This is a genomic window from Streptomyces sp. NBC_00483, from assembly GCF_036013745.1.
Lineage (GTDB): Bacteria > Actinomycetota > Actinomycetes > Streptomycetales > Streptomycetaceae > Streptomyces.
The window spans coordinates 736,198-755,882 of sequence record NZ_CP107880.1; the positions used below are offsets into that span (position 1 = coordinate 736,198).

A 19,685-nucleotide genomic window follows, 5' to 3' on the forward strand; every position below is an offset into this window, starting at 1 on the left:
CTGCCTGTGTAGAACGATCGTTAAGTTACGTCGGCCCGACGGGCCCTGACAACCCGTCCCCGTGGACCTTTCACCCGCGCGTCACGAGACTCCGCGCGGCACATGGAGGAGCGCCTCCTGGGTGACCGAGGCGACCAACTCCCCTTCCCTGGTCCAGAATTGGCCCTGCGCCAGGGTCCTGCCGTCACCGGCGACGACGCTGTGGCACGCGAACAGCAGCCACTCGTCGACGCGCACCGGGCGGTGGAACCACATGGCGTGGTCGAGCGAGGCCAGCGCGATGCCGCGGGGTCGTGGCTCGCCGTAAGCCACCAGGGCGGTGGGGGCGAGCGGAGCGTCGCAGATGTAGGCGAGGACACAGGCGTGCAGGCCCGGGTCGTCGGGCATGGCGCCGACCGTGCGCAACCAGACGTAGCGGTCGATGCGTCCGGCGTCGGGGTCCCGCTCCAGCGGCACTTCGCGGTACGCGGTCGAGGTGTACAGCGGATGGTCGTGCGGGCGGTGCGTCCAGCCTTCGGGCAGCCCTTCGGGTCCCGGCACGTCGGGCATGCCGGGCTGGCGCCAACTGCCGCCCGGCTGCGGCTGCTTGAACGACACACTCATGGCAAGGGACTCCTTGCCGTCCTGGACGCCAGTCACCTGCCGCATCGAGTAGCTGCGCCCGTCGCGCACCACCTCGGGCGTGAACCGCACCGGCCGCTCGGGCGACAGGGCGCGCAGGAAGTAGGCGTGCAGCGAGTGCACGACCCGGTCCTCGTCCACGCTGCGCCGGGCGGCGTCCAGGGCCTGGGCGAGGACGGCGCCGCCGTAACTGCGGGCGGCCGCGCGGCCGGAGTGGCAGTACCCCTCGTAGGCGCCGTCGCCGACCGCCTCGACCTGGACGTGTCTGCCCTTCCCGAGCTCGCCGAGGGCGGCCGGGGCCGCGATGTCCGTACCCTCGGACGCGTCCCGGGCCGTCGCCTCGTCGACCATGCCGCTGCTCACGCTTGTGTCACTCCCGCTCCGTCGGCGGCCGCGTACCGCTGCCGCAGGTCCGTCTTGAGGATCTTCCCGGCGGCCGAGACCGGAAGGGCGTCCAGGAAGTGGATCTCCCGCAGCCGCTGGTACGGGGCGACGTGCTCGGCCACGAACGCCATGAGTTTCCCGGCCAGTTCGGGGCCCGCCCGATGCCCGGAGCGCAGCACGACGTACGCGACGGGGATCTCGCCGACCCCGGACCGCGGCGCGCCGATGACGCTGGCGCCCGCGACGGCGGGGTGCCGGTGGAGCAGGTCCTCCAGCGGCGTCGGATAGACGTTGTACCCCTTGTAGATCAGCATGTCCTTGGCCCGCCCGACCAGGTACAGCCAGCCGTCCTCGTCGACGCGCCCCAGGTCGCCGGTGCGCAGCCAGCCGTCCTGGAACTGCTCGGCCGTCAGGTCGGGGTGACCCTGGTAGCCGTCGGTGATCTGCGGGCCGCGCGCCCACACCTCGCCGGTCCCGCCGACGGGCAGGGCGGGGCCGCAGCCGAGTTCCCTGATCTCGACCTCGGTGTCGAAGACCGGGGCGCCGACGCTGCCCTCGGGCACCGGGTTGTCGTCCACCAGCGGGTGCGCGGCGAGCGCCATGGTGGCCTCGGTGAGCCCGTATCCCTCGACGATCGTGGCGTTCGGGAAGAGCGTGGCGAGGCGGTGCATGGTGTCCGTGTCGACGGGCGCGGCGCCGGAGTTGACGCTGCGCACCGAGGAGAGGTCGAGCTTCTCGACGCCGGGCAGGGCGAGCAGCGCGTGGAAGAGGGCGGGCGAGCCGGGCACGGTGGTGACACCGTGCTCCTCGATGAGCCGCGCGAACCGGCGGGGTTCGAAGCGGCCCGCCATCACGACCGTGCTGGCCACCGCCACGCTGACGGACTGGCCGACGAGTCCCATGGCGTGGAAGAGCGGGGCGAGCGCCACGGCGGTGGCCTCGCCCAGGTTCAGCGTGTGTGCGGTCCGGGCCGCGGGCACGGATGCGAGCGCCACCCGGCCCGCGCCGTCGGTGCCGGGCACGGCGGCGCCGCGCCAGCAGGCCATCTGCAGGGCGTTCGCCAGGACGTTGCGGTGCAGCACGCGGACCGCCTTGGAGCGCCCTGTCGTGCCTCCGGTGAAGGCCAGGTGTGCCAGATCGTCCCCGCCGACGGCCACCCGCTCCCCCGGCTCGGCCGCCAGCAGCTCTTCAAGTGGTACGTCGCCGGGCTCGGCGCCCCCGTCGGCGGCGGGCGCGGTGGCCGTCGCCGGGACGAGGACGGTCAGGCGGAGGCCCGGCGCGGCGGCCTTCGTGAGCGCGGGCGCGGTCACCGGGTGGGTGAACGCGGCGACGGCCCGCGCCTCGTCGAGCTGCTCGCGCAATGCCGCGGGCGGCAGGGCCGGGTTGAGGGGGACGACGACCGCACCGGCCAGCAGGACGGCATAGTACGAGACGGTGAACCAGGCCGAGTTGGGCTGGTGCAGCGCGACGGCGTCGCCGTGCCCGACACCCCGTGCGCGCAGCCCGGCGGCCAGCCGTAGCGCGGTGTCGTACATCTCGCTGTAGGTGAAGGTGAGTTCGCCGTCGCGCAGGGCGGTGCGGTCGGGGTGGCGGTGGGCGGTTCCGGCGAGCAGGTCGCCGACGGCGGCGTCGGGGTAGCTGAGGCTCTGGGGCATGCCCGGGGGCACGTAGCGCGTCGTCAACCGACGATTCCCTTCTCGCGGAGTGTGTCGATGTCGTCGGGGTCGAGCCCGGCCAGCGTGGTGAGGACCTCCGTGGTGTCGGCGCCGACGCACGGGGCGGGGGCGGGCTCGCCGGGCGGTGTGGTGGTGAAGCGCGGCGCGGGCGAGGGTTCGGGACCGCCGTGGGGGCCGCGCCGGTAGGTCGAGCGGGCGCTGTTGTGGGGGTGCTCGGGCGCCTCGTTCAGCGACAGGACCGGGGACACGCAGGCGCCCTGCCCGTCGAAGGCGCGGGCCCATTCGTCGCGGGTGCGTGTGGCGAAGAGGTGCGCCAACTCGTCCTTCATCAAAGCCCAGTTGGCACGGTCGTGCTGGCGCGCGAACCGCTCGTCGTCTACGAGGTCCAGGACGCGCAGCAGCGCCGCGTAGAACTGCGGCTCGATGGCGCCGACGGCGACGTGCCGGTCGTCGGCGCAGCGGTACACGGCGTAGAAGGGGGCGCCGCCGTCGAGCATGTTGACGCCGCGCCGGTCCTGCCAGCCGCCCTTGGCCAGGAACCCGTACGTCATGGCGAGCAGCAGCGCGGTGCCGTCGGTCATGGCGGCGTCGACGACCTGTCCCACGCCGCTGGTGCGGGCGTGCAGCAGCGCGCTTACGAGGCCGAGCGCGAGCAGCATGCCGCCCCCGCCGAAGTCGCCCACGAGGTTGAGCGGCGGCACGGGGTCCCCGTCGGCGGGCCCCATGGTGTGCAACGCCCCTGCTACGGCTATGTAGTTGATGTCGTGCCCGGGCTCCTGGGCGAGCGGACCGTCCTGCCCCCAGCCGGTCATCCGCCCGTACACGAGCTTCGGGTTCGCGGCGAGCAGGACGTCGGGGCCGAGGCCGAGGCGTTCGGCGACGCCGGGCCGGAACCCCTCGATGACGGCGTCGGAGCGCCCGATCAACTGCCTTACGAGGGCGGCACCTTCGGCGTCCTTGAGGTTGACGGCGACGGAGCTGCGGCCCCGCAGGATGACGGGGTGGGGGCTGTCCTTCCCGGCCTCTGCGGGGCGGTCGACCCTGATGACCTCGGCGCCGAGGTCGGCGAGCAGCATTCCGCAGAACGGGGCGGGCCCGATGCCGCCCAGCTCCACGATCCGTATCCCGGCGAGCGGTCCGGCGCTCACCGGCCGGTCCAGCGCGGGGCGCGCTTCTCGGCGAAGGCGCGGGCCCCTTCACGCGCGTCGTCGGATTCCATCACCGGTCCCGCGATCTCCCGCATGCGCTGCCACTCCTCGTCGGCGGGCCAGTTGGGCGCGTTCGCGACGATCTCCTTGGTGGCGCGGACGGCGAGCGGTCCGTTGGCTGCGATGGCGCGGGCGAGTGCGAGCGCGCCGTCGAGCGCGGCGCCGGGTTCGGTGACCCGGTTGACGAGGCCGTAGGTGTGGGCGCGGGCGGCGTCCAGGAAGTCGCCGGTCAGGGCGATCTCCAGGGCGACGGAGTACGGGATGCGCCGCGGCAGCCGCAACAGCCCGCCCGCCGCGGCGACGAGCCCCCGCTTGACCTCGGGTATCCCGAACTTGGCGTCGCTCGCCGCCACGACCATGTCGCAGGCGAGCGCGATCTCGCAGCCGCCGGCCAGGGCGTATCCCTCGACGGCGGCGACGATCGGCTTGCGCGGCGGCGCCTCGGTGATGCCGGCGAGGCCGCGTCCCTCGATGCTCGGGGTCTCGCCCGTGAGGAACGCCTTGAGGTCCATCCCGGAGCAGAAGCTGCCGCCCGCGCCGGTGATCACGCCGACCACCTGGTCGTCCCTGCGGTCGAGTTCGTCGAGCGCGGCGGCCACGCCTTCGGCGACGACACGGTTGACCGCGTTGCGGGCCTCGGGGCGGTTGAGCGTGATGACGGTGATCCCGTCGGCACGGAATTCGCTGAGCACGGCGTCGGTCATTGCGGGGCTCCCGGAGTGGGTCGCGGACTGCGTACGCTGCGACGGAGCGGCCGACGACCGCTCCGCCCGGCACGGCTCGGCCTCACCCACCCCGCATTGAACATTCGTTAAGCTACGAGGGTGGGTGCCGGGCTGTCCAGACCCGTGATCAATTCCGGGGGACGGCAGGGGTGTTCGCGCCGCGCGGCCGCCTGGAGGGAACTGTCGGCCCGTCAGCGGCGCGTGACGAGGACCGGGCAGTCCGCGTGGTGCAGCAGCGCCTGGCTGACCGAGCCGAGCAGCAGCCCCTGGAAGCCGCCCCGGCCGCGCGCGCCGACCACGAGGAGGCTCGCCTCCTGCGAGGTCTCGATCAGGCTCGGGCGCACCCGGCCGTGCACGGAGCGCGCCTCCACCTCGACATCGGGGTGGCGGATCCGGCCGGCGGCCAGCGCCCCGGACAGCGTCTGCTCGCTGTCCTCGCGCAGCTTGTCCGTGTCGTACCAGAGCGGCGCGGGGGCGCCGGGGCCCGCGGGGCCCGTGCCGCTCCAGGTGTTCCACACGTGCACGGCGAGCAGCTCCGCCCCGCGGTGCGCGGCCTCGTCGAAGGCCTCCTCGACCGCCGTCTTCGCAGCGTCCGAGCCGTCGACGGCGACCGCGACGGGGCCCTCCGGCCGGGCTCGGCCGCGTACGACGAGGACCGGGCAGTCCGCGTGCGCGGCGAGGTGCACGGCGACCGAGCCGATCAGCAGGCCGGAGAAGGCGCCCAGGCCGCGGCTGCCGACGACGATCAGGTCGGCGTCGCGCGAGCGGGCGGCCAGGACGGTGAGCGCTTCGCCCGTGACGACTTCGCCCTCGACCGGGGCGAGGCCGGGCTCCTCGGTGCGGACCCGCTCGACCGCCGCCGCCACGATCTCCTCGGCCCGACGGCGCAGGGCCGGCTCCGCCGTCTCCTCGGACGACGAGCCGTGCCGAAACTTCAGCATCGGCCAGGTGAACGCGTTCAGGACGCGCACACCGAGCCCGCGCCGCCGCGCCTCGTGAGCGGCGACCGCGACCGCCTCCAGGCTCGAATCCGATCCATCGGCCCCGACCAGCACGTGGCCCGCCATGTGTGCGCTCCCTCGTCGGCTCTGCCGTCCTGCCTGCGTGGCTCCGCTCTCCAGACTGACCCGGGGAGCGGTCGCTCGCACGGCGGGGCGGCCGGGAGCCCTGCGCGTGCGGCGGCGTTCGGACCCGGCATCCAGGCCCGAACGCCGCCGTCAACCGCTCACTCGTGAACCGCTCACTCGTGGTCCTCGATCTCGATGTCGCCCGATCGCGTCGGCACCGCGTCCAGCTCGGCCAGCGTCGCCGCGTCGAGGGCGAGCGCGCCCGCTTCGACGTTCGCCGCGAGGTGGTCGGCGTTCGCGGTGCCCGGGATCAGCAGGACGTTCGGGGCGTGGTGCAGCAGCCAGGCGAGGCCGACCTGGGCCGGGGACGCGCCCAGCTTCTCGGCGGCCGCGGTGACGGCGGGCTCGTCCGTGACCTTGGGCATGCCGGGGAAGGCGCTGCCCAGCGGGAAGTAGGGCACCCAGGCGATGCCCTCGTCGAGGCAGAGCCGCAGCATCTCCTCGTCGCCGCGGGCCACGAGGCTGTAGGCGTTCTGTACGCAGGCGATCCCGGCGGGCAGGCCCCGGCGCAGTTCGTCGATGCCCACATTGCTGAGCCCGATGGCGCCGATCTTGCCCTCGTCGCGCAGGGCGGTCATGACGGCGAGCTGGTCGTCGATGTCGACGATCTGATCGCCCTCGGCCCGCAGTCCGGGGCCTGTCTCGGCGCGGCGCAGGTTGACCAGCGGGACCTGGTCGACGCCGAGGCTCTTGAGGTTGTCCTCGACGCCGGCCCGCAGTTCCTCGGGCCGTTGGGCGAGCCGCAGCGGCAGCGGTCCTTCGGAGTCGGGGGTGGCGCCGACCTTGCTGACGACGAGGACGTCGTCCTCGGGCCGCAGCGCCTCGCGGATGATCTCGTTGGAGAAGCCGTGCCCGTAGAACTGGGCGGTGTCGATGTGGTCGACGCCCAGCTCGACGGCGCGGCGCAGCAGCGCGACGGCCGCGGCGCGGTCCGGGTCCAGGCGGGGCATCTGCATCGCGCCGAATCCGACGCGCGAGACGTCCCGGCCGAAGAGCCGTCCGGCGCCGCCGGGGCGCGGGGTGCCGTTCGCGGTGACGGCGGAGGGTGAGGAAGTGGAGGGAGAGGAAGCAGAAGAAGACGCGGAAGAGGTCATGGGAATCCCGCCTCGTGCGAAGATAGAGGAAACGGAGGAACCTCCGTTACGTCGAAGGTAGCACAACCGGAGGAGCCTCCGCTTTGCCTGCGTCCACGAATGACCCGAACCCGGCGCCCAGCGGGGGCAAGGCCGACCGCCCCGCCCGCGCGGACGCGCGCCGCAACCGGGAGAGACTTCTCGCCGCCGCCCGTACTGCCTTCACCCGGGACGACACGACGGTGGCGCTGGAGGCGATCGCCCGGGAGGCGGGGGTCGGCATCGGCACCCTCTACCGGCACTTCCCCACCCGTGAGGCCCTCGTCGAGGCCGTCTACTCCGCCGAGCTGGACGCCGTGACCGACGCCGTCGAACCCCTGCTCGGCGAGCTGCCGCCGCAGGACGCGCTGCGGGCGTGGATGAACCGGTACGCGGACCTCGTCACGACGAAGCGCGCGATGGCCGGCAGCCTCGCTCTCGCCCCGGCCTCCGGGCGTGGCGTCACGGCGAACACCCGGGAGCGGCTGACCGCCGCGGTCACCTCGTTCCTGGACGCCGGCTCGCGCGTGGGCACGCTGCGCGGCGACGTGCCCGCCGACGACGTGATCACCATGCTGCTCGGTGTGTTCCTGTCCACGACGGCGGGCGACCGCGCGGACCGCGTGGGTCCGTTGCTCGACCTCGTGGTGGACGCGCTGCGCCCGTGCGAGGAGACGGACACCGGGGCCGCGTCCGCGTAGCTCCACCCCTACCCCCGGCCGCGTGGCTGATCAGCACCGCATGTGTATCCCGCACACGTTTCGCATCGCACACGTCGGCAAGGCACCCCATGGACGATGATCACTACGTGGGGAGGCCAGATGCGGACAGTCGGTCACAGCGCCGGCCGGGACGACAGCACGGACCCCGGGGTGGGAGGTTCGCGGCGGCGGGTGCTGCTCGCCGCGGGGGCGACCTCCGCGGCCGCGCTCATCGGCGGATGCGGCACGTCCGGGGCCGACGACCGGCCCTCCGGTACCGAGAAGGCGGCACGCGGACCCTCGAAGCCCTCGCGGTCCCCCTCACCCAGCCCCACCCACCACCGCCCCGAACTGCCGCGCGGCGGGCGCCGGTTGTTCCCCGAGCACCGGCTCGTCGGCTACTGCGGGCTGCCGGGCGCGACCGCGCTCGGCCGGCTCGGCACGGGTGACCTCGACGACCGTGTCGCGGAGCTCGAACGGCGCGGGCGCGCGTACGCCGACGGCCGCCGCGTGCTGCCCGTCCTCGAACTGCTCGCCACCGTCGCCAACCCCGGCGCGGGCCCCGACGGCACGTACCGCACGCGCACCCCCGACAAGACGATCAGCACCTTCTACGAGGCCGCACGCCGGCACAAGGCGCTGCTGCTGCTCAACATCCAGCCGGGCCGCGCGGACGCCCTCGGTGAGGTGAAGGCCCTGGAGAAGTGGCTCGTCCGGCCGGACGTGGGCATCGCACTCGACCCCGAGTGGGAGATGGATACCGGCCAGATCCCCGGCGACACGTACGGACACACCAGCGGGTCCGAACTCACCCGGATCGCCGACCATCTCGCCTCGCTCGTGGACCACCACGACCTGCCGGAGAAGGCGTTCGTCTACCACCAGGTCGCGGAGTCGGTCGTCCACGACGAAGCGGCGCTCGACGTCCCCGACGGAGTAGCCGTGATCAAGAGTGCCGACGGCATAGGCAGCCCCCAGCTCAAGCGGCACACCTGGGACCGCCTGGTCGACAAGATGCCCGACCGGCTCCGCACCGGTTTCAAGCTGTTCCTCGAGGAGGACACCGAGGGCGGCACCCACCTGATGACCCCCGACCAGGTCCTCGGCCTGCGCCCGCGCCCGTCGTACGTGATGTACGAGTGAGGCCGGTCTTCTGGGTGGCGCCCAGCTCGATCATCCTGCGCCCCTCCCCCGAGGCCGGCCCGGGGGCTATTGATATCGCGGACCTCTCAATACCCTGCAACAAGATATTTGTGGGGTATGGGGTCCGCTCCCTACGCTGAAGCGCAACGAGGGCCCCGCCGAACCGCAACAAAGGGGCAGTCGGATGGAATTGAGGCACCTGCGCTACTTCGCGGCCGTCGCCGAGACACGTCACTTCGGCAAGGCCGCGCAGGCGCTGCACATGGCTCAGCCGCCGCTCTCCCAGGCGATCCGTCGCCTGGAGACGGAACTGGGTGTGGAGCTGTTCACCCGCACCACCCGGCAGGTGTCCCTGACCGGCGCGGGCGAGGTGTTCCGCACCGATGTGGAGCGCATCCTCAAATCCGTCGACGAGGCGGTGGCCCGAGTGGGTCGGTTCGCCACCGGCGTCGAGGGTGTGCTCCGGGTCGGTCTGACCGGGTCCGCCTCGTACCGCCAACTGCCGTCCCTGGCACGGCTGGTGAAGCAGGAGATGCCGCACGTACGGATGGAGGTGCACACGGAGATGCTGACGCCCGCCCAGGAGCTCGGCCTCATCGAGCGGCGCCTCGACGTCGGCGTGCTGCGCCCGCCCATCCGCCAGGAGGGCATCGCGCACCGGCTGATCGCCGACGAGCCGCTCATCGCGGCCGTACCGGAAGGTCACCGGCTCGCCGACGCCCAGGGCATCCGCATCGAGCAGCTGCGCCACGAGGACTTCATCATGTACGGCGCGACGCTCGGCTCCGTCGTCAACGACGCCGTCGTCCGCTCCTGCCTGGCCTCGGGCTTCTATCCGCACCGCGCGTACGAGGTCACCGAGACCTCGGCCGCGCTCGCCCTGGTCGCCGCCGGTCTGGGGGTGGCGGTGCTGCCCGCCTCGATCCGCTCCGCGCCCCGCGAGGGCGTGGTGTGCCGGGCGATCGAGGACGCGCTGACCGTGCCGCTGGCGCTGGCCTGGCGCAGCGAGGACGAGACACCACTGATCCGGCAGCTCCTTGACGTCCTGGAGCGGCACGACCTGTTTGCGAGAGAGACCGAGGAAACCCTATGAGGACCGAGGGAATGCCATGAAGATCGTCAAGGTGGAGGCCATTCCCTTTGCCATTCCCTACGTCAAGCCGCTGCGGTTCGCGAGCGGCGAGGTGCACACCGCCGACCACGTACTGGTCCGCGTGCACACCGACGAGGGCCTGGTGGGAACCGCCGAGGCGCCGCCGCGCCCCTACACGTACGGCGAGACGCAGGAGTCCGTCGTCGCCGTGATCGAGAAGATCTTCACACCGCAGATCCTCGGACTCACCGTCCTGGAACGGGAGATGGTGCACGCCCGCCTCGACCGGACCGTGGGCAACCCGGCCGCCAAGGCCGCCATCGACATGGCCCTGTGGGACCTGCTCGGCCAGCACGCGGGACTTCCGGTGTCCGGGCTGCTCGGCGGCTTCGGCGACCGGATGCGCGTCAGCCACATGGTCGGCTTCGCCCCGGCCGACACGATGGTCGCCGAGGCCGAACGGATCCGGGACACGTACGGCATCACCACCTTCAAGGTGAAGGTCGGCCGCAACCCGTACTCCGAGGACGTCGCCGCCTGCCGGGCGCTGCGCACGGCACTCGGACCGGACGTGGAGCTCTACGTCGACGGCAACCGCGGCTGGTCGCCGTCCGACGCGGCCCGCGCCCTGCGCGAGATGGCCGACCTGGACCTGACGTTCGCGGAGGAACTCTGCCCCGCCGACGACGTGTTGGGGCGGCGGTGGCTCGTCGCGCAGAGCCAGGTCCCCTTCATCGCCGACGAGAGCGCGACCCGGGCAGCCGAGGTCACCCGCGAGCTGCTCGGTGGCTCGGCGACCGCCATCAGCATCAAGACCGCCCGCACCGGTTTCACCGCCTCCCAGCGGGTGCTGCACCAGTGCGAGGGCCTCGGCGTCGAGGTGGTGATGGGCAATCAGATCGACGGGCAGATCGGCACGTTGTGCTCCGTCGCGTTCGGCGCCGCCCACCGCACTTCCTCGCTGCACGCCGGTGAACTCTCCAACTTCCTCGACATGTCCGACGACCTGCTCACCGAGCCGCTCACCATCGCGGACGGGACGCTGCGCGTCCGCGAGGGCGCGGGCCTCGGGATCGACATCGACCCCGAGAAGCTGGCCCGCTACCGCCAGGACGTCTGACACACCCGACGCACCTCCACCCCATCAAGGACGGGACACATCATGACCGACACCGCCACAGAGCAGGCCACGGCCGCCGCATCGGGCAACGCGGCCACCGACCAGTTCCGCAGCAAGCAGCGCGCCGGGGCCCCGGCCGCCGACACCGCGCGGGTGAACACCCTCGTCTCCGAACTCCTGGGCGCCACCCACGACATCATCCGCCGCCACAAGGTGACCTACGCCGAGTACGACGCGCTCAAGTCGTGGCTGATCCAGGTCGGCGAGGACGGCGAGTGGCCGCTGTTCCTCGACGTGTGGGTCGAGCACGTCGTCGAGGAGGTCGCGAACGAGGACCGGGAGGGCAGCAAGGGCACCATCGAGGGCCCGTACTACGTCCCCGACGCGCCGGAGCTGCCCGCCGAGGCCACCCTGCCGATGCGCGAGGACGAGGGCGGCACACCCCTGCTGTTCCAGGGCCAGGTGCGCACCGTCGACGGCACCCCCCTTTCCGGCGCCACCGTCGAGATGTGGCACGCCGACGACGACGGCTTCTACTCCCAGTACGCTCCCGGCCTGCCGGAGTGGAACCTGCGCGGCACGGTCGCCGCCGACGAGCAGGGCAACTTCAAGATCCACACGGTGCAGCCGGCCCCGTACCAGATCCCCACCGACGGCTCCTGCGGCCAGCTCATCTCGGCCGCGGGCTGGCACGCCTGGCGCCCGGCCCATCTGCACCTCAAGGTGTCGGCTCCCGGCCACCAACTCATCACCACCCAGCTGTACTTCAAGGGCGGCGAGCACGTGTCCGACGACATCGCCGACGCCGTCAAGCCCGAGCTGATCCTCGATCCGACGCCGGTCGCCGCGGGCGACGGGCGCGAGGTGACGTACGACTTCGTTCTCGACAAGGCGTGATGCACGATGCTGTTCGCTGTACGCATGGACGTCGACATCCCGCGCGACCTCGCGCCGGACGACCGCGCCGACCTGGTGGCCCGCGAGAAGGCCTACTGCCATGAGCTGCAGAAGTCCGGTGAGTGGGTGCACATCTGGCGATGTGTCGGCCAGTACTCCAACCTCAGCGTCTTCGACGTCGCCGACAACGAGGCACTGCACCGCATCCTGTGGAACCTCCCACTGTTCCCCTTCATGTCCATCGAGGTGACACCGCTCGCCCAGCATCCGTCGGACCTCGCCGCCGGGGCCCGGCCCACTGAAATATGATCACGCCATGCCCGACACCACCGCGAAAACGCCCGGACGGCCCGCCCTGACCAGCTGGAGCAGCTCCGAGCTCCCGGCCGCGATCGTGACGGAGGTCGCGGCATGAAGATCTCGCAACGCGCGCGGAACGTCGCCCCGTTCTACGCGATGGAGTTCGGCAAGCAGGCCGCGGCGCTGGAGGCCGAGGGCCACCACGTCGTCAAACTCAGCATCGGGGAACCGGACTTCGGGGCGCCCCCTGCGGTGCGGGAGGCGATGCGCGAGGCCATGGACGGGCGGCCGCTGCCCTACACGGCGGCGCTGGGCCTGCCCGCGCTGAGGGAGGCGATCGCCGGTTTCTACCGGGAACGGCACCACGTCGAGGTCGACCCGTCGCGCGTCGTCGTGACCGCCGGCGCCTCCGCCGCCCTGGTGCTGGCGACCGCGGCCCTCGTCGACGCCGGCGACGAGGTGCTGATCGGGGACCCCTCGTACCCGTGCAACCGGCAGATCGTCGAGAGCTTCGGCGCGCACGTCGCCCTCGTACCGACGGCCGCGGAGACCCGCTTCCAGCTGGACGCGGCATCGGTGCGGAAGCACTGGACGGACCGGACGTCGGGCGTCATGGTCGCCACGCCCTCGAACCCGACCGGGACCTCCGCGCCGATCGAGGAACTCGACGCGATCTGCCGGTTCGCACGCGAGCGCGACGCGTGGCGGATCGTCGACGAGATCTACCTCGACCTCAGCGACCACGACGAGCACGGCCGGCCGCCGCGCAGCGCGCTGTCGGTCGACCCCGACGCCCTCGTCATCAACAGCTTCTCGAAGTACTTCGGCATGACCGGCTGGCGGCTCGGCTGGTGCATCGCGCCGAAGGAGCTGGTCCCCGCGCTGGAGCGGCTCGCCCAGAACTACTTCCTGTGCGCCTCGGCCCCCGCCCAGCAGGCCGCTCTGGCGTGCTTCACCCCGGCGTCCCTCGCGGTCTGCGAGGAGCGCCGCACCGAGTTCGGCGAGCGCCGCGCGCTCGTCCTCGACGGCCTGCGGCGGATCGGCCTGCCCGTCCCGGTCCCGCCCGACGGCGCCTTCTACGTCTACTTCGACGTCGGCGGCACCGGTCTCACCTCGTGGGAGTTCTGCGAGCGGGCCCTGCAGGAGGCGCACGTGGCGCTCACCCCGGGCCGCGACTTCGGAACGCACACGGCCGACACACACGTACGGCTGTCGTACGCGGCGTCGGCCGATGAACTGCGCGAGGGCATCGAGCGGTTGGGCAGGTTCGTGGCCACCCTGCGGTGAACCTGAACAGCGGCGCCCTCAGAGCGGGTAGGTGATGACCTCCGAGAAGCTCACGGTGACCCCGCCCGGCGCGACGAAGTTGGCGATGTCGTCGGCGCCCGCCTTACCGGCCGGTGTGGCGAGCGCGGCGAGCGCGTCCTCCTTGGAGTCCCAGTCGAGCGCCGCCACCACGAAGTGCGGCGGCCGCGAGCCGTCGGGCATCTCCGACACGCTCCACTGGAAGGACCGCAGCCCCTGCGTCCCCGAAGCCAGCGGCGCGTGCACCTCCCGGTAGTACTTCAGGAACTTCTCGGGGTCGGCGGGGTGATCGTAGATGACGGTCATCCGGTACATCGGTCGGCCTCCTCGTGGCACGGTCCGCTCAAGTAGAGGGCCGTGTCGACACGGCCCTCCCGCACCACTGTCACCTTCCCCGGCCGGGACGGAGCAGTCCGGCTACTTCTGCGACTCGTCCTGCCCCTTGCCCTTGTCCGCTCCCAGATACTTCTTGGCCTGGTCCTGGGCGGAGTCGACCTGGGAGCTGTACTTGTTCCCGGTCTTCTTGTCCACGGCGTCGCCCGCCATGTCGATGCCCTTGCCGGCCTGGGACTCGCGCCCCTTGATCATCTGTTTGATCTTGTCCATCGCAGACATTGCAACCTCCTCGTGGACCTCTCCTGTCATCCAGGATCACCCCTGTGGGCGTTGCTCGCATGCGCGCGCAGCTGCGTGGCGGGAAGGAGCGCCCGGGGGCCCCGCGGGCCGGGGTCCCGGGCGCGCTACAGGTCACAGCACGCGCAGCGTCCCGTACGCGCGCGTCGTCGAGCTGGTCCCCGCGTACACGTCGAACCGTCCCCGCTCGACGCGGAAGGTGCCCGCCGGGTCGTTGGTCCAGAAGCCCAGGTCCTCCTCGCCGAGGGGGAAGGTGGCCGTGGTGGTGGCGCCGGGGGCGAGGGTGACGCGTCGGAAGCCGCGGAGCTTGCGGACGGGCTGGGCGATGCTGGCCGCGACGTCGTGGACGTACAGCTGGACGGTCTCGTCTCCGATGCGGTCGCCGGTGTTGGTGACCGTGACGGTGACCTCGACCGTGGCGCCGTCGCTCAGCTCGTCCCGGGTGAGGGACTCGCGGGTCAGTGTCGGGGCCGATGTCGTGAACGTCGTATAGCTCAGGCCGTGGCCGAAGGGCAGGCGCGGGCCGTCCTCAAGGTCGAGGTACTTGGAGGTGTACTTCTCGTCGGGGTCGTAGGGGCGGCCCGTGCTTTCGTGGTTGTAGTAGACGGGGATCTGGCCCACCGCGCGCGGGAACGTCACCGGCAGTTTGCCGCCCGGGTTCACCGCGCCGAACAGGGCGTCGGCGACGGCGCTTCCCGCCTCGATGCCGCCGTGCCAGGCCTCGAGGACGGCGGGCGCCGCGTCGTACCAGTCGCCGAGGACCAGCGGCCTGCCGTTGACGAGGACCACCACGTACGGCTTGCCGGTCGCGGCGACCGCGGCGATCAGCTCCTCCTGGCCCGCGGGCAGTCCGATGTCGGCGCGGGCCGCGGCCTCGCCGCTGAGCGCCGGGTCCTCCCCCACGACGACCACGGTGACGTCCGCCTCGCGGGCCGCGTCGGCCGCCTCCGACGGGTCCGTGCCCGCATGCGTCACCAAAGCCGACGGGGCCGCGTCGCGCACCGCGTCCACGACGCTCACGGACGGGAAGCGGCGGCAGCCGGGTCCTGCCCAGGTGCCGTGCAGGTCGGTCGAGTCGGCGAAGGGGCCGACGACGGCGACCGATCCGACGTCCGGCGCGAGCGGCAGCGCCGACGCCTCGTTCTTGAGCAGCACCATGCAGCGCGCGGCCGCCGCACGGGCGGCCGTGCGGGCGGCGGGGCCCGGTTCGGTGATCTCGGCGGACTCGTCGCAGTACGGGGTGTCGAACAGGCCGAGCGCGTACTTCAGGCGCAGGACGCGGGCGACGGCGTCGTCCAGGCGGCCGAGCGGCAGCGCACCCGACGCGACCAGGCTCTCGCCGTGTTCGGTGATGTCCGTGGAGACCATCTCCATGTCCATGCCCGCGGTGAAGGCGAGGGCGGCCGCGTCCGCGCCGTCCTCCGCGAAGCCGTGCGCGATCAGCTCCTGGACGCCCGTGTAGTCGCTGACCACGAAGCCGTCGAAGTCCCACTCGTCCTTGAGGATCGCCTGCATCGTGTGCGCGTTGCCGTGCGCGGGGACGCCGCCGACCGTGTTGAACGCGGCCATCACGGTGGCCGCGCCCGCGTCGACCGCGGCCTTGAAGGGCGGCAAGTAGTGGTTGCGCAGCCGCTGTTCGGACATGTCGACCGTGTTGTAGTCGCGACCGCCCTCCGCACCCCCGTACGCGACGAAGTGCTTGGCGCAGGCGGCGAGCCGGTCGTCGTGCGCGAGCTCGCTGCCGTCGGCCGCGCCCTGGTGGGCCCGGATCTTGGCGACGGCGTAGACCGCGTTGAGGTAAGGGTCCTCCCCGGAGCCCTCGGCGATCCGGCCCCAGCGCGGCTCGTGCGTCACGTCCATCATCGGGGCGAACGTCCAGCGCACCCCGTTCGTCCTGGTCTCGGCGTTCGCCACCTCGGCGTCGCTCCGGGACACCTCGGGGTCGAAGGCCGCGGCCTGGGCGAGCGGGATCGGGAACGTGGTCCAGAAGCCGTGGATCACGTCGAGGCCGAAGAGGAGCGGGATGCCGAGCCTGGACTCCTCGACGGCGATCCGCTGCAGCGCGTTGGTGTGCGCCGCGCCGTGGATGTTCAGGACGGAGCCGAGCCGTCCCGCCCGCGCCGCCTCCTCCGTCTCGGCGGTCTGCCCGCCGCCGGGTCCTGTCTCGCCGGTCCACGTCAGCTGCTGGAGCTGCCCCAGTTTCTCCTGGACCGTCATCCGGTCCAGCAGTTCCTTGACTTGTGGTTCGTACGCTCGCAGCACGGGGTGACCTCGAAGCCTTCTCTGCCTGTTGCCGTATCGATGTCCGCGAAGTTAACGTTCTCGCGCGGCATGAATGTAAGCGCATTCAATTGGTGGCGACAAGGCCCCCCACCGGGCCTTCCCGGAGGTTTCCCATGACGGACGACGAATCGGGACTGCTCCGGGTCATGACGCTCAACCTGCATGTGGACTGGCCCGGTTCACCCCGTCCGTGGCGCGGGCGCCGCCCGCTCGTCGCGGAGCTGCTGCGCGCTGCGCGGCCGCATCTGCTCGGTACGCAGGAGGGGCTGCGGGAGCCACTGCGCGAGCTCGCCGACGATCTCGGGAGCGAGCGCTACGCGTGGGTGGGGCAGGGCAGGGAGGGCGGCGAGAGCGGCGAGTTCATGGCCGTCGGCTACGACCGCGAGCGCTTCGAGGCCCTGGAGCACGGCGACTTCTGGCTGTCCGACACACCGGAGGTGGCGGGTTCGGAGACCTGGGGCGGGGGCTGCCCGCGCATGGTGACGTGGCTGCGGCTGCGCGACCTCGTGACCGGCGCCGAACTCCTCGCCGCGAACACGCACTTCGACCACGCGAGCGCGCACGCGCGTACCCGCGCCGCCCACCTCCTGGCCGACCGTCTGGGCGCCCTCGCCCCGGGTCTCCCCCGCATCGTGACCGGCGACTTCAACACCGCCGCGGGAGGCGACGTGCACGCGGCGCTGCTCGACGCGGCGGACCTGGTGGACGCCTGGGAGGTGGCCGAGCGGCGCGGGCCGGCCCTCGGCACATTCCACGACTACGGCACTCCGGAGCCGGACGGCGAGCGCATCGACTGGATCCTCGTGTCACCGGGCACGCGGGTCCGCGAGGTCGTGCTCGACGAGTTCACCCGGGACGGCCTGCGTCCGACGGACCACCTGCCGGTGCGTGCGGAGATTCGAGTCCCGCGCACGCCCGCCCGCTGACCACAACCACCCGCATCCCAAAGGACGTTCACCGTGTCGCTGTCCGACCGACGCCCCGCCACCGAGTGGCTCGCCGACGCCGTGCTCTACCAGATCTATCCGCAGAGCTTCGCCGACTCCGACGGGGACGGCATCGGCGACTTCGCAGGGATCGAATCGCGGCTCGACCATCTGTCCTGGCTCGGCGTGAACACTGTGTGGCTCAACCCCTGCTTCGCGTCCCCGTTCCTCGACGCCGGATACGACGTCAGCGACTACTTCTCCGTCGCGCCCCGCTACGGAACCAACGACGACCTGGCCCGCCTCGTCGAGGCCGCCCGGAGCCGCGGCATCCGCGTCCTGCTCGACCTGGTGGCCGGGCACACCTCCGACGCGCACCCCTGGTTCACGACGTCCGCGAACGACCCCGCCGACCAGCGCTACATCTGGGCGAACCCCGAGGACCCGGCCACGCTCCCCGACGGCTTCGTCGCCTCCCCCGGCAGCCGCCCCGGCTTCTACCTGCCGAACTTCTTCGAGTCGCAGCCCGCCCTCAACTTCGGCTACGCGCGCCAGGATCCGGCCGAACCGTGGCGCCTCCCGGTGGACGCCGAGGGGCCGCGCGCCAACCGGCAGGCGCTGCGCGACGTGATGGACCACTGGCTGTCGCTCGGCCTGTCCGGCTTCCGCGTCGACATGGCGGCGTCGCTGGTCAAGGACGACCCCGACCAGTCGGCGACCTCGGCGCTGTGGCGGGAGCTGCGCGGCTGGCTGGACTCCACGCACCCGCACGCCGCGCTGCTCTCCGAGTGGGGAGACCCGGCGACCTCGGTCCCCGCCGGTTTCCACGGCGACTTCTTCCTCCAGTTCGGCCCCGTCCAGGACGGCATCGCCCTGCGGTCCCTCTGGAACAACTTCGAGGGCACGGTCAGCGAGCCCTGGGAGCCCCTGGAGCCGTATTTCGGGGCGGAGGCGCAGGGCTCCCCGCGGACGTTCCTCGACATCTGGCGCTCGACGACCGACACCATCGGCGACGCCGGGTTCGCCTGCCTGCCCACCGCCAACCACGACTTCTCCCGCCTGTGCTGCGGCCCACGCACGCCGGAGCAACTCCCCACCGCGCTCGCCTTCCAGCTGACCTGGCCGACGCTGCCGGCGATCTACTACGGCGACGAGATCGGCATGCGCTACGTCCCCGGCCTGCCCGACCACGAGGGCAGCCGGCTCGGCCCGCGCTACAACCGGGCCGGTTCGCGTACGCCGATGCAGTGGGACGGCACCGAGAACGCGGGCTTCTCCACCGCCCCGGCCGACAAGCTGTACCTGCCGCTCGACCAGGCCTCGGACCGGCCGAACGTCGCGGACCAGCAGGCCGACCCCGACTCACTCCTGCACCTGGTCCGACGCCTGATCGAACTGCGCACGTCGCGCCCGGAGTTGGGCTCGCGTGGCGCGACCCGTGTGCTGCACGACGGGTATCCGCTGGTGTACGTACGGGGTGAGCACCACCTGGTCATCGTCAACCCGGGCCGCGCCGCCACCACGTTCGACCTGCCGTACGAGTACGCGGGCCGGGCCGCGACGCCGCTGCTCGCGCAGCGTGTCGAGGTGACCGAAGGAGCGGTGCGGGCGGCCGGGTTCGGCTTCGGGATCTTCGAGGTCTGAGCCGGGCCGCTCCTACGACGTGGGCGGGGCGCCGAAGAGGCGGAGGACGCTCAGGCGGAAGGCGGCCTCGGCGTCGGCGTGTGTCATGCGGCCCGAGGTCGCCTCGTCGCCCGCGGCGTGGCCGAGGGCGACCGTCGAGGCGACCAGCCAGTGCGTGGGGAGGTCCGGGGTGAACTCGCCTGCCTGTTGCCCCCGTTCGACGAGCCGGGCGAGACGTTCCGTGACGGGTTCATGGAGTTCGCGGTCCCGGTCTTCTTCACGACCCCGACCCCTTTCGCGACCCCGATCCTCTTCGCGGTCCCGGCCCTCTTCGCGGTCCCGCCCGGCTCGGTCGCCGGGCTGCGGGGGCGGGGCGGCGGCCTGGAGGAGCGGGGCATTCTCCTCGAACGACCGCCAGGACGCGTCGAGGAACCTCAACAACGCCGCCGTGGCCGATCCCTCGTCGAGCATCGCGGCTTCGAGCGCGGTGACGGACTCCGCCGTCATCCGGTCGACCGCGGCCCTGACCAGACCCTCGCGCGAGGAGAAGTGGGCGTAGACCGTCTGCCGGGTGACACCTGCGGCCTGCGCGATGGCCGCCATTCCCGCGTCGGGCTGCTGCCGGAGCAGTCGGGCCGCCGCGTCGAGCACCTGGGTCCTGCTGCGCTCTGCATCGGCCCGACGGCGCGGGCGGCGTTCCTCGGAGGCAACCATCTCTTACACCCTTGTCAGAATTACCGGATCGGGGATATCTTACAGACCTGTAAGAGATCGTAGCCGACCAGGGCTCGCCGACTCGTGGCGCCGG

At 72.2% G+C, this 19,685-nt stretch carries 19 protein-coding genes; 9 read left to right on the forward strand and 10 right to left on the reverse strand.

Features of this window, described 5'->3' with window-relative positions; genetic code table 11:
* Positions 1-81: 81 nt before the first annotated feature.
* The 6 genes from OHA73_RS03100 to OHA73_RS03125 form a co-directional block, all read right to left on the reverse strand.
* A complete protein-coding gene (locus tag OHA73_RS03100) occupies positions 82-984 on the reverse strand; it encodes an acyl-CoA thioesterase (protein WP_327654069.1) in 903 nt (300 codons plus the stop codon).
* Complete coding sequence (locus tag OHA73_RS03105) at positions 981-2,660, reverse strand: class I adenylate-forming enzyme family protein (RefSeq protein WP_327654070.1); 1,680 nt, start codon at positions 2,658-2,660, stop codon at positions 981-983. Before OHA73_RS03105 ends, OHA73_RS03100 begins: the two co-directional genes overlap by 4 nt.
* A 23-nt stretch (positions 2,661-2,683) precedes the next feature.
* Positions 2,684-3,829, reverse strand: a complete 1,146-nt coding sequence (locus tag OHA73_RS03110; protein ID WP_327654071.1) for a CaiB/BaiF CoA transferase family protein — start codon at positions 3,827-3,829, stop codon at positions 2,684-2,686.
* Entirely contained in the window at positions 3,826-4,593 is a 768-nt protein-coding gene (locus OHA73_RS03115; protein ID WP_266717627.1) for a crotonase/enoyl-CoA hydratase family protein, read from the reverse strand. The genes OHA73_RS03110 and OHA73_RS03115 overlap by 4 nt, the downstream gene beginning before the upstream one ends.
* Positions 4,594-4,805: 212 nt before the next feature.
* On the reverse strand, positions 4,806-5,681 hold the full coding sequence (locus OHA73_RS03120) for a universal stress protein (protein WP_327654072.1): 876 nt from the start codon (positions 5,679-5,681) through the stop codon (positions 4,806-4,808).
* A gap of 173 nt (positions 5,682-5,854) precedes the next feature.
* The gene (locus tag OHA73_RS03125; protein ID WP_267072238.1) at positions 5,855-6,835 is read right to left on the reverse strand and encodes an aldo/keto reductase; all 981 of its coding nucleotides are present in this window, start codon (positions 6,833-6,835) and stop codon (positions 5,855-5,857) included.
* Positions 6,836-6,918: 83 nt separating this feature from the next.
* Here OHA73_RS03125 and OHA73_RS03130 point away from each other — a divergent pair, with 83 nt between their 5' ends.
* The 7 genes from OHA73_RS03130 to OHA73_RS03160 all read left to right on the forward strand — a co-directional run bounded on the left by OHA73_RS03130 (position 6,919) and on the right by OHA73_RS03160 (position 13,394).
* The gene (locus tag OHA73_RS03130) at positions 6,919-7,554 is read left to right on the forward strand and encodes a TetR/AcrR family transcriptional regulator (RefSeq protein ID WP_267072237.1); all 636 of its coding nucleotides are present in this window, start codon (positions 6,919-6,921) and stop codon (positions 7,552-7,554) included.
* 120 nt (positions 7,555-7,674) lie between these two features.
* Positions 7,675-8,697 (forward strand): hypothetical protein, encoded by a 1,023-nt coding sequence (locus OHA73_RS03135; RefSeq protein WP_267072236.1) that lies wholly within the window; start codon positions 7,675-7,677, stop codon positions 8,695-8,697.
* 184 nt (positions 8,698-8,881) lie between these two features.
* Positions 8,882-9,790 carry a LysR substrate-binding domain-containing protein gene (locus OHA73_RS03140; protein WP_327654073.1) on the forward strand — a complete coding sequence of 303 codons (909 nt, stop codon included), beginning with the start codon at positions 8,882-8,884 and terminating at the stop codon, positions 9,788-9,790.
* A gap of 16 nt (positions 9,791-9,806) precedes the next feature.
* Positions 9,807-10,910, forward strand: a complete 1,104-nt coding sequence (locus OHA73_RS03145) for a mandelate racemase/muconate lactonizing enzyme family protein (protein ID WP_267072234.1) — start codon at positions 9,807-9,809, stop codon at positions 10,908-10,910.
* Between the two features lie 42 nt (positions 10,911-10,952).
* Entirely contained in the window at positions 10,953-11,807 is an 855-nt protein-coding gene (gene catA / locus OHA73_RS03150; protein ID WP_267072233.1) for a catechol 1,2-dioxygenase, read from the forward strand.
* A gap of 6 nt (positions 11,808-11,813) precedes the next feature.
* Complete coding sequence (catC, locus tag OHA73_RS03155) at positions 11,814-12,116, forward strand: muconolactone Delta-isomerase (RefSeq protein ID WP_267072232.1); 303 nt, start codon at positions 11,814-11,816, stop codon at positions 12,114-12,116.
* Between the two features lie 102 nt (positions 12,117-12,218).
* Positions 12,219-13,394 (forward strand): pyridoxal phosphate-dependent aminotransferase, encoded by a 1,176-nt coding sequence (locus OHA73_RS03160; RefSeq protein WP_267072231.1) that lies wholly within the window; start codon positions 12,219-12,221, stop codon positions 13,392-13,394.
* An 18-nt stretch (positions 13,395-13,412) separates the two neighbouring features.
* Here the strand turns inward: OHA73_RS03160 and OHA73_RS03165 are convergent, their stop codons facing one another.
* The 3 genes from OHA73_RS03165 to OHA73_RS03175 form a co-directional block, all read right to left on the reverse strand.
* Complete coding sequence (locus tag OHA73_RS03165) at positions 13,413-13,727, reverse strand: EthD family reductase (protein ID WP_267072230.1); 315 nt, start codon at positions 13,725-13,727, stop codon at positions 13,413-13,415.
* Positions 13,728-13,829: 102 nt separating this feature from the next.
* Positions 13,830-14,027, reverse strand: a complete 198-nt coding sequence (locus tag OHA73_RS03170) for an antitoxin (RefSeq protein WP_266717607.1) — start codon at positions 14,025-14,027, stop codon at positions 13,830-13,832.
* Between the two features lie 132 nt (positions 14,028-14,159).
* Positions 14,160-16,262, reverse strand: coding sequence for a glycoside hydrolase family 3 N-terminal domain-containing protein (locus tag OHA73_RS03175; protein ID WP_327658393.1), 2,103 nt, complete (start codon positions 16,260-16,262; stop codon positions 14,160-14,162).
* 179 nt (positions 16,263-16,441) lie between these two features.
* On the opposite strand from OHA73_RS03175, the gene OHA73_RS03180 reads away from it, so the two are divergent.
* A complete protein-coding gene (locus tag OHA73_RS03180) occupies positions 16,442-17,254 on the forward strand; it encodes an endonuclease/exonuclease/phosphatase family protein (RefSeq protein ID WP_267072229.1) in 813 nt (270 codons plus the stop codon).
* A gap of 39 nt (positions 17,255-17,293) precedes the next feature.
* Positions 17,294-18,898: an alpha-amylase family glycosyl hydrolase gene (locus tag OHA73_RS03185; RefSeq protein ID WP_327658394.1), complete on the forward strand. Its 1,605-nt coding sequence runs from the start codon at positions 17,294-17,296 to the stop codon at positions 18,896-18,898.
* 12 nt (positions 18,899-18,910) lie between these two features.
* On the opposite strand, the gene OHA73_RS03190 is transcribed toward OHA73_RS03185, so the two are convergent.
* Entirely contained in the window at positions 18,911-19,591 is a 681-nt protein-coding gene (locus OHA73_RS03190; RefSeq protein WP_327654074.1) for a TetR family transcriptional regulator, read from the reverse strand.
* Between the last annotated feature and the right edge of the window lie 94 nt (positions 19,592-19,685).

What these genes read in the sequence shown, in the direction of transcription:
- OHA73_RS03140 (WP_327654073.1), top strand. Translation starts at nt 8,882, where the DNA reads ATGGAATTGAGGCACCTGCGCTACTTCGCGGCCGTCGCCGAGACACGT.
- OHA73_RS03165 (WP_267072230.1), bottom strand. Translation starts at nt 13,727, where the DNA reads ATGTACCGGATGACCGTCATCTACGATCACCCCGCCGACCCCGAGAAG.
- OHA73_RS03170 (WP_266717607.1), bottom strand. Translation starts at nt 14,027, where the DNA reads ATGTCTGCGATGGACAAGATCAAACAGATGATCAAGGGGCGCGAGTCC.
- catC (WP_267072232.1), top strand. Translation starts at nt 11,814, where the DNA reads ATGCTGTTCGCTGTACGCATGGACGTCGACATCCCGCGCGACCTCGCG.
- OHA73_RS03115 (WP_266717627.1), bottom strand. Translation starts at nt 4,593, where the DNA reads ATGACCGACGCCGTGCTCAGCGAATTCCGTGCCGACGGGATCACCGTC.
- OHA73_RS03180 (WP_267072229.1), top strand. Translation starts at nt 16,442, where the DNA reads ATGACGGACGACGAATCGGGACTGCTCCGGGTCATGACGCTCAACCTG.
- OHA73_RS03120 (WP_327654072.1), bottom strand. Translation starts at nt 5,681, where the DNA reads ATGGCGGGCCACGTGCTGGTCGGGGCCGATGGATCGGATTCGAGCCTG.
- OHA73_RS03105 (WP_327654070.1), bottom strand. Translation starts at nt 2,660, where the DNA reads ATGCCCCAGAGCCTCAGCTACCCCGACGCCGCCGTCGGCGACCTGCTC.
- OHA73_RS03175 (WP_327658393.1), bottom strand. Translation starts at nt 16,262, where the DNA reads ATGACGGTCCAGGAGAAACTGGGGCAGCTCCAGCAGCTGACGTGGACC.
- OHA73_RS03190 (WP_327654074.1), bottom strand. Translation starts at nt 19,591, where the DNA reads ATGGTTGCCTCCGAGGAACGCCGCCCGCGCCGTCGGGCCGATGCAGAG.
- OHA73_RS03160 (WP_267072231.1), top strand. Translation starts at nt 12,219, where the DNA reads ATGAAGATCTCGCAACGCGCGCGGAACGTCGCCCCGTTCTACGCGATG.
- OHA73_RS03135 (WP_267072236.1), top strand. Translation starts at nt 7,675, where the DNA reads ATGCGGACAGTCGGTCACAGCGCCGGCCGGGACGACAGCACGGACCCC.
- OHA73_RS03145 (WP_267072234.1), top strand. Translation starts at nt 9,807, where the DNA reads ATGAAGATCGTCAAGGTGGAGGCCATTCCCTTTGCCATTCCCTACGTC.
- OHA73_RS03125 (WP_267072238.1), bottom strand. Translation starts at nt 6,835, where the DNA reads ATGACCTCTTCCGCGTCTTCTTCTGCTTCCTCTCCCTCCACTTCCTCA.
- catA (WP_267072233.1), top strand. Translation starts at nt 10,953, where the DNA reads ATGACCGACACCGCCACAGAGCAGGCCACGGCCGCCGCATCGGGCAAC.